The organism is Zoogloea sp. (genome assembly GCF_044344315.1).
GTDB lineage: Bacteria > Pseudomonadota > Gammaproteobacteria > Burkholderiales > Rhodocyclaceae > Zoogloea.
Genome location: NZ_JBIJDC010000170.1, coordinates 1 through 5371, shown reverse-complemented (window position 1 = coordinate 5371; position 5371 = coordinate 1). Strand labels below are relative to the sequence as shown.

The 5371-nt window shown below is 65.0% G+C and carries 5 protein-coding genes; all 5 read left to right on the top strand.

What is annotated here, in order from left to right; all coding sequences use genetic code 11:
- Positions 1-2053 (top strand): nitrate reductase catalytic subunit NapA (napA, locus tag ACIQ09_RS21535; RefSeq protein ID WP_398314362.1); only part of this gene is annotated, 2053 nt, incomplete at its 5' end.
- A gap of 22 nt (positions 2054-2075) precedes the next feature.
- Positions 2076-2987, top strand: coding sequence for a ferredoxin-type protein NapG (napG, locus tag ACIQ09_RS21530; RefSeq protein ID WP_398314360.1), 912 nt, complete (start codon positions 2076-2078; stop codon positions 2985-2987).
- A gap of 2 nt (positions 2988-2989) precedes the next feature.
- On the top strand, positions 2990-3859 hold the full coding sequence (gene napH / locus ACIQ09_RS21525) for a quinol dehydrogenase ferredoxin subunit NapH (protein ID WP_398314358.1): 870 nt from the start codon (positions 2990-2992) through the stop codon (positions 3857-3859).
- Positions 3859-4350, top strand: a complete 492-nt coding sequence (locus ACIQ09_RS21520; protein ID WP_398314356.1) for a nitrate reductase cytochrome c-type subunit — start codon at positions 3859-3861, stop codon at positions 4348-4350. Before napH ends, ACIQ09_RS21520 begins: the two co-directional genes overlap by 1 nt.
- A 26-nt stretch (positions 4351-4376) precedes the next feature.
- Positions 4377-5036, top strand: coding sequence for a NapC/NirT family cytochrome c (locus ACIQ09_RS21515; protein ID WP_398314354.1), 660 nt, complete (start codon positions 4377-4379; stop codon positions 5034-5036).
- Positions 5037-5371: the final 335 nt, after the last annotated feature.

Genomic DNA, 5371 nt, shown 5'->3' with positions numbered 1-5371 from the left:
GAAGGCCGGCTTCCGCTCCAACAATCTCGACCCCAACGCCCGCCACTGCATGGCCTCGGCGGTGACCGGCTTCATGCGTACCTTCGGCATCGACGAGCCGATGGGCTGCTACGACGACATCGAGCAGGCCGACGCCTTCGTGCTTTGGGGCTCCAACATGGCCGAGATGCACCCCATCCTGTGGACCCGCATCACCGACCGGCGCCTGACCAAGACCGATACCCAGGTGCACGTGCTGTCCACCTTCGAGCACCGCAGCTTCGAGCTGGCCGACAACGGCATGATCTTCACGCCGCAGACCGATCTGGCCATCCTCAACTACATCTGCAACTACATCATCCAGACCGGCAAGGTTAACCAGGAGTTCGTGAAGAAGAACGTGAACTTCAAGATCGGCGAGACCGACATCGGCTTTGGCCTCCGACCTGCCCATGCCCTGGAAAAGGATGCCAAGTTCAACGGCTACCCCGGCGCCGAAGGCAAGCCCAAGAACAACCCCAACGATGCCCGCCCGAGCACCTTCGAAGAGTTCAAGAAGTTCGTCTCCGAGTACACCGCCGAGAAGGTGTCCAAACTCTCCGGCGTACCGGTCGATCGCCTCAAGAAGCTCGCCGAGGTGTATGCCGACCCGAAGAAGAAGGTGGTCAGCTTCTGGACCATGGGCTTCAACCAGCACACCCGCGGCACCTGGGTGAACAACATGATCTACAACGTCCACCTGCTGGTGGGCAAGATCTCCACCCCGGGTTCCGGCCCCTTCTCCCTCACCGGTCAGCCGTCGGCCTGCGGCACCGCCCGCGAAGTGGGCACCTTTGCCCACCGCCTGCCCGCCGACATGGTGGTGACCAACCCCGAGCATCGCCACCACACCGAGGAGATCTGGCAACTGCCGGAGGGCACCATCCCCGACAAGATCGGCCTCCATGCCGTGGCCCAGAGCCGTGCCCTGAAGGACGGCAAGCTCAAGTGCTACTGGACCAGCACCACCAACAACATGCAGGCCGGCCCCAACATCAACCAGGAGATCTACCCGGGCTGGCGCAACCCGGCCGCCTTCGTGGTGGTGTCGGACGTGTACCCCACCGTGTCGGCCCTGGCTGCGGACCTGATCCTGCCCTCGGCCATGTGGACCGAGAAGGAAGGCGCCTTCGGCAATGCCGAGCGCCGCACCCAGTTCTGGCGCCAGCAGGTCAAGGCGCCGGGCGAGGCCAAGTCCGATCTGTGGCAGTACATGGAGTTCTCCAAGCGCTTCAAGATGGAGGAGGTGTGGCCGGCCGAGCTGCTCGCCAAGAAGCCGGAGTACAAGGGCAAGACCCTGTATGACGTGCTCTACGCCAACAAGGTGGTGAACAAGTTCCCCAAGACCGATCTGGTCAAGACCAACGATCACGCCATCAAGAACTACACCAACGACGAATCCGAAGCCTTCGGCTACTACGTGCAGAAGGGGCTGTTCGAGGAGTACGCGATCTTCGGCCGCGGCCATGGCCACGACCTGGCCCAGTTCGACGTGTATCACAAGGCACGCGGCCTGCGCTGGCCGGTGGTGGATGGCAAGGAAACCCTGTGGCGTTTCCGCGAGGGCTATGACCCCTACGTGAAGGCCGGTGAAGGCGTGAAGTTCTACGGTCACAAGGACGGCAAGGCGGTCATCTTCGCGCTGCCCTACCAGGACCCCCCCGAGAAGCCCGATGCCGAGTTCGACCTGTGGCTGTGTACTGGCCGCGTGCTGGAGCACTGGCACACCGGCACCATGACCCGTCGCGTGCCCGAGCTCCACAAGGCCGTGCCCGAAGCCCAGGTCTTCATGCACCCGGACGATGCCAAGAAGCGCGGTCTGCAGCGCGGCATGCAGGTCAAGGTGCAGTCCCGGCGTGGCGAGATGATGGCCCGCATCGAAACCAAGGGCCGCAACAAGCCCCCGGTCGGCCTGATCTTCGTGCCCTTCTTCGATGAATCGAAGCTGGTCAACAAGCTCACCCTCGACGCCACCTGCCCGATCTCGAAAGAGACGGACTACAAGAAGTGCGCCGTGAAGGTGTTGCGCGCTTAAGGCGGATCCGCAGGAAGCCATCATGGACGCCGGCAAGAAACCCGCCCGTAAGTCGCCCGACGCCTCCCCGGCGTCGGCGACGCGGCGCAAGTTCATCAACAGTGTGGCCGCCGCTGCCGGCGGTGGCTGTCTGATGGCGCTGGGCGCGGGGCTCTACTCGCGCAGTGCCGCGGCCCTGCCGGCCCAGGCATTGCGTCCGCCCGGTGCCTTGCCCGAGCACGATTTCCTGTCGGCCTGCGTGCGCTGTGGCTTGTGTGTGCGCGACTGCCCCTACGACACCCTGAAGCTGTCCGACCTGGGCGATCCGGTGGCCACCGGTACGCCCTATTTCCATGCGCGCCAGGTGCCCTGCGAGATGTGCGAGGACATCCCCTGCGTCAAGGCCTGCCCTACCGGCGCGCTGGACCGGGCGCTCACCGACATCAATAAGGCGCAGATGGGCCTGGCGGCCCTCGTCGATCACGAGAGTTGTCTCAATTTCCTCGGTCTGCGCTGTGACGTGTGCTACCGGGTGTGCCCGGTGATCGACAAGGCCATCACCCTCGAAACCCAGCACAACCCGCGCTCCGACCGCCACGCCATGCTGCTGCCCACCGTCCATTCGGACGCGTGCACCGGCTGCGGCAAGTGCGAGAAATCCTGCGTGCTGCCCGTGGCTGCCATCAAGGTCTTTCCCCGCGAACTGGCCCAAGGGGCGCTGCCCGACCACTACCGCAAGGGCTGGGAGGAAAAGGCCCGCCACGGCGGCTCGCTGATCGGCGAGCAGGTGGAGATGCCGGTGCGCGGATTTGATGGCCCCACGGCCGGCCGTTCGGCCACCGAGACGGTGGTAGCGCCCCATGCGCCGGCCCCGGATATTCCGGCGGCGCCCAGTGTGCCGGCCGCTCCGCCGCCCAAGGGGGCTGGCGGGCTCAATTCGAAATGGAAGCCGTGACCATGGCGACCTCCACCCTCAGCGCAAAGCCTGCAACGGCCTGCGCCCCGGCGCGCAGCCTGTGGCAGCGCCAGCGCTGGCTGATCCTGCGGCGCAGCAGCCAGGTGCTCATCCTGCTCGCCTTCCTCACCGGCCCGTGGTTCGGCCTGTGGATCGCCAAGGGCAACCTGTCCTCGTCCCTGACCCTGGGCGTACTGCCCCTGACCGACCCGCTGCTGGTGCTGCAGACCCTGCTCGCCGGTCATGTGCCGTATTCCGCTGCGCTGATCGGCGCCGCCATCGTGCTCGGCTTTTATCTGCTGGTGGGCGGGCGGGTGTTCTGCAGCTGGGCCTGCCCGGTGAATGTGGTCACCGATGCTGCGGCCTGGAGCCGTCGCCGCCTGGGCATCAAGACCGGGCGGGTGCCCGACGCCGCCACCCGCTACTGGCTGCTCGGCGGCCTGCTGGTCGCCGCCGCTGTTACCGGCACCCTGGTGTGGGAGTGGGTCAATCCCGTGTCCCTGCTGCACCGGGGCCTGATCTTCGGCATGGGCGGCGGCCTCTTCGTGATCGCCGGCATCTTCATCTACGACCTGCTGGTGGCCAGCCGCGGCTGGTGCGGCCACCTGTGCCCCATGGGCGCCTTCTACGGGCTGCTCGGCAAGACGGCGGTGCTGCGTGTTGCCGCCCCCAATCGCAAGGCCTGCGATGACTGCATGGATTGCTTTGCCGTGTGCCCCGAGCCCCAGGTGATCCGCCCCGCCCTCAAGCAGGTGGGGCAGACCCACCCCCTCATCCTGGCCGCAGATTGCACCACCTGCGGCCGCTGCATCGACGTGTGCGACAAACAGGTTTTCAAAATGACTCATAGGTTCGACCAAAGGAGCGAGTGATGAACAAGCCGACCTTCAATTCCACCCGCCTGCGGGCCGCCGCCCTGGCCATGACCCTGTCCCTGGGCCTTGTACAGACCTTCCTCGCCCCTGCCGCCGCCGTGGCCGCCACCGAAGCGCCCATCAAGCTGCAAAGCCTGCGCGGTGCCGAGATCAATGCCAGCGATCCGGAAGGCGATGGCACCCGCTATGGCCGTGACCAGGCGCCCCTGCCGCGGGACTTCGTGCAGCAGCCGCCGCTGATTCCCCACACCATCAAGGGCTATACGGTCACCAAGAATTTCAACAAGTGCCTGGACTGTCATGCCTGGGTGCGTGCCAAGGAGACCGGTGCCACCAAGATCTCGGTGACCCACTTCAAGGACCGGGAAGGCCAGGAGCTGTCCAGCGTTTCCCCACGACGCTACTTCTGCAACCAGTGCCACGTGCCCCAGAGCGACGCCAAGCCGCTGGTGGGCAACACCTTCAAGCCCGGCACCGGCATGCGCTGACCGGCAGATCACGGGAGTTCGGATAAATGGAAACCAACAACAAGGGCTTCATCGGCCGCATCCGATCACTCGGCTGGGGCTTCGCCGCGATGCTGTTCATCGGCGGCATCCTGTTCTGGGGCGCCTTCAACACCGCCATGGAATGGACCAACCGGGAAGCGTTCTGCATCTCCTGTCACGAGATGAAGGACAACGTCTACGAGGAGTATCGCAACACCATCCACGCCTCCAACCGCTCCGGCGTGCGGGCCACCTGCCCGGACTGCCACGTGCCCAAGGAGTGGGGGCCCAAGATGATCCGCAAGATCCAGGCGTCCAACGAAGTGCTGCACAAGATCCTCGGCACCATCGACACGCCCGAGAAGTTCAACGCCAAGCGTCTGGAGTTGGCCAAGCATGAATGGGAACGGATGAAGAAGACCGACTCCCGCGAGTGCCGCAACTGCCACAACTACGACGGCTTCGACTATGCCGAGCAGGGCCGTCGCTCGTCGAAGATGCACCAGACCGGCCTCAACGAAGGCAAGACCTGCATCGACTGCCACAAGGGCATTGCGCATTCGCTGCCCCAGGTCGAACAGGCCATCGGCGCCCCGAAGGAGGGGGCGACACCCGAGGAGTTCCACCCGACCACGCCGAAGCCGGCTGAAGCCGGGAAGGACGCCGACAAGGCGACCAAGGGCTGAACCCGGAGCGGGGCTGCCGATTGAAAAAGAAGCGTGCCCCGCTGCTGCGTTCCTTTCAAGAACTCCTCTTTCTGCCGTCGGTACGTCACGGGGGACAGGAAATGCCGCTGACCAACGGCCGGCGCGGCTTCTCCTGTGGGGTCGAGTGAATTGGCTCTGTTCGCGTTAAGTGTGGAAAGCGTTTTCGCTTCGACAGGTAGGGCGTGAGCCCTTACTTGCGGGCGTTCCGGTGTTTGGCGTTACATCGGCCGGGATTTCGCCCCGGCGGGCGACCTTCTTTCTTGCTTCGCCAAGAAAGAAGGCAAAGAAGGCGACCCGCCACCCCCGGTCATTCG